The organism is Streptomyces sp. NPDC043867 (genome assembly GCF_056435845.1).
The window spans coordinates 30,121-33,379 of sequence record NZ_JBWKDS010000056.1; the positions used below are offsets into that span (position 1 = coordinate 30,121).

General features: G+C 69.7%; 2 protein-coding genes and 1 pseudogene. 2 read left to right on the forward strand and 1 reads right to left on the reverse strand.

Annotated features, from left to right (window positions below):
- Positions 1-119: 119 nt before the first annotated feature.
- Positions 120-1,288, reverse strand: a pseudogene (locus tag AC069T_RS35330) (thiolase family protein).
- Between the two features lie 144 nt (positions 1,289-1,432).
- On the opposite strand from AC069T_RS35330, the gene AC069T_RS35335 reads away from it, so the two are divergent.
- Together AC069T_RS35335 and AC069T_RS35340 are read left to right on the forward strand one after the other, a co-directional pair.
- The gene (locus tag AC069T_RS35335) at positions 1,433-1,894 is read left to right on the forward strand and encodes a winged helix-turn-helix transcriptional regulator (RefSeq protein ID WP_478786627.1); all 462 of its coding nucleotides are present in this window, start codon (positions 1,433-1,435) and stop codon (positions 1,892-1,894) included.
- Between the two features lie 224 nt (positions 1,895-2,118).
- Positions 2,119-2,994 (forward strand): undecaprenyl-diphosphate phosphatase, encoded by an 876-nt coding sequence (locus AC069T_RS35340; protein ID WP_478786628.1) that lies wholly within the window; start codon positions 2,119-2,121, stop codon positions 2,992-2,994.
- The last annotated feature ends 265 nt before the right edge of the window (positions 2,995-3,259 follow it).

Genomic DNA, 3,259 nt, shown 5'->3' on the forward strand with positions numbered 1-3,259 from the left:
CCTCCCCCGGCAAGGAAACCAACCCACCCCCGGCGTGCCTCCTTCTCGCTTCTCTCCCCCCCCCCCCTCACGCAGCGGGGGCGCACCAAAAAACCCCCCCCCCCCCCCCCCGGCAGGGGTCACACGGCCTCCAGCACCATCGCGTTGGCGAGCCCGCCCGCCTCGCACATCGTCTGCAGCGCGTAGCGGGCGCCCCGCGCCCGCATCGCGTGGACGAGAGTGGTCGTCAGCCGGGTGCCGCTCGCGCCCAGCGGATGCCCGATGGCGATGGCACCCCCGTGCACGTTGACCCTGTTCAGGTCGGCGCCCGTCTCCTGCTGCCAGGCGAGGACGACACTCGAGAACGCCTCGTTGACCTCGAAGAGGTCGATGCCGTCGAGGCCGAGCCTCGCCCTGCGGAGCACCTTCTCGGTGGCCGGGACGACCCCCGTCAGCATCAGCAGCGGGTCGGAGCCGGTCACCGCGAAGCTGTGCAGCCGCGCGATCGGGCGCAGGCCGAGCCGGGCCGCCGTCTCGCTCGACGTGATCAGCACGGCCGACGCGCCGTCGTTGACCGGGCTCGCGTTGCCCGCGGTGACGTTCCACTCGATCTGCGGGAAGCGCTCGCCGAAGCCGGGGTCGTAGTACGCGGGCTTGAGGCCGGCGAGCGCCTCCGGGGTGCTGGCGGGCCGTACACACTCGTCGCGCCTCACACCGTCCAGCGGTGCGACCTCCGCGTCGAACAGGCCCTCCTCCCAGGCCGCGGCCGCCTTCCGGTGCGAACTGACCGCGAACGCGTCCATCTGCTCGCGGGAGATCCCCCACTTCGCGGCGATCAGCTCGGCACTGATGCCCTGCGGCACGAGACCCTCCGGATAGCGCTCGGCGACGCCGGGCCCGAAGGGGTCCTTGCCCGCCGGCACGTTCGACCACATCGGTACGCGGCTCATGGACTCGACGCCGCAGGTATGACCAGGTCGTAGGCGCCGGACTGCACGCCCTGCGCCGCGAAGTGCACGGCCTGCTGCGAGGAGCCGCACTGACGGTCCACGGTGGTCGCGGGCACCGTCTCCGGGAAGCCGGCCGACAGCACGGCGTACCGGGTGGTGTTCATGGCCTGCTCGCCGACCTGGTCGACGGTGCCGCCGATGACGTCGTCGATCAGCGCGGGGTCGACTCCGGAGCGCTCGACCAGGGTGCGCAGCGTGTGCGCGAGGAGTTCCACGGGGTGGACATGGGCGAGGGAGCCGTTCGGCTTGCCCTTGCCCACGGGGGTACGTACGGCTTCGACGATCACGGCGTCGCGCATGGTGTGCCTCTCCACTGAGGAACCGGCGGTCGGACGGGCGGGACCACACATCCGGAACGGGTGCGTTGGAATTCCAAACCCGCTAAGTGACCCAAGAGTAGCTCAGTGGGTTGGAACATCCAACCCACCCCGTAGACTGGCCGCATGAAGGACTCCCGCCCCTGCTCGATCGCTGCCACGCTCGCCCTCGTCGGCGAGAAGTACTCCCTGCTGGTGCTGCGCGAGGTGTCCCTGGGCGCCACCCGCTTCGACCAGCTGGTCCGCAACACCGGCGCCCCGCGCGACGTACTGACCACCCGCCTGAAGCGACTCGTCGAGGCGGGCGTGCTGGAGAAGGTCGAGTACAGCGAGCGCCCCAGGCGCTACGAGTACCGGCCCACCGCCGCGGGCCGGGAACTGGAGCCGGTGCTGCTCACGCTGATGGCGTGGGGCGACCGCCACCTCCAGCAGGACGGCTTCCGCCCCATGGTGCTGGAGCACTCCTGCGGTCACACACTGGTCCCACGCGTCGTCTGCCACAAATGCGGTGACGAGGTCCGGCACGACGACCTGACGGCCCACCCGCAGACCCCGGGCTGGACGGTGACGGGGCCCGTGGTGGCGTAGACCTCAGGGCGGAAACCGCGCCGCACGCACCGTCGCCGGCGGCACCGGACCAGCCGTGGACGGATCGACATTTCGAACGTCTCTGCGACGCCCCTGTGGTCGGACCGTCGGTGCGGGGCGCTACGCTGCCCTCGACACCCGTGATCACCGCGCCGCGACGGCCGGTGCGCACGGCAGCCCTCCCATCGCCCCTTCCACGATCAGCACTTGGACCACGAAATTCCATGTCTTGGTTTGAATCCCTCGTCCTCGGACTCGTCCAGGGGCTGACCGAATTCCTCCCCATCTCGTCCAGCGCGCACCTGCGGCTCACCGCGGCGTTCGCGGGCTGGCACGACCCGGGAGCGGCCTTCACGGCGATCACCCAGATCGGCACGGAAGCCGCGGTGCTGATCTACTTCCGCAAGGACATCGCGCGGATCATCTCGTCGTGGTTCCGCTCGCTCACGGACAAGGCGATGCGGCACGACCAGGACGCCAAGATGGGCTGGCTGGTGATCGTCGGTTCGATCCCGATCGGCGTGCTGGGCGTGACGTTCAAGGACCAGATCGAGGGGCCGTTCCGCGACCTCCGGCTGACCGCGACGATGCTGATCGTCATGGGCATCGTCCTCGGCGTCGCCGACCGGCTGGCGGCGCGTGACGAGACGGGCGGCAAGCACCGTGCCGCGAAGCAGCGCAAGTCGCTCCAGGAGCTGAGCGTCAAGGACGGCCTCGTCTACGGTGTCTGCCAGGCGATGGCCCTGGTCCCGGGCGTCAGCCGGTCCGGCGCCACCATCAGCGGCGGCCTGCTCATGGGCTACACACGCGAGGCAGCGGCCCGTTACTCCTTCCTGCTCGCCGTCCCGGCCGTGCTCGCCTCCGGTGCGTTCGAGCTGAAGGACGCCAGCGAGGGCGGTCACGTCTCCTGGGGTCCGACGATCTTCGCCACGGTCATCGCCTTCGTGGTGGGCTACGCCGTGATCGCCTGGTTCATGAAGTTCATCACCACCAAGAGCTTCATGCCGTTCGTCTGGTACCGGATCGTGCTGGGCATCGTGATCATTGTGCTGGTCAGCACGGGTGCGCTGAGTCCTCATGCGGCTGAATCCGGCGGCTGAACCAGGGCCGCACAGGTAGCGCTATCGAGCATTTCCTGGCGCCTGATTGCAGCACCGCGCCATGATCATCTCCCACTTGTCTCCCACTCATCTCCCACCGGGGAGGCGGGATACGCCCTCTTAGGGCGTGTGCGTCCGCAACGTAGGGGATGACGCGGAAGGGCCCGCACGGACGTGCGGGGCCCTCCCTCCCAAAGGTGGGGCAGGGCACCCGCGGTTTCTCTCCCGCTTCGGCTCTTGCCCCCTCCCCCCAGAACAACCACCC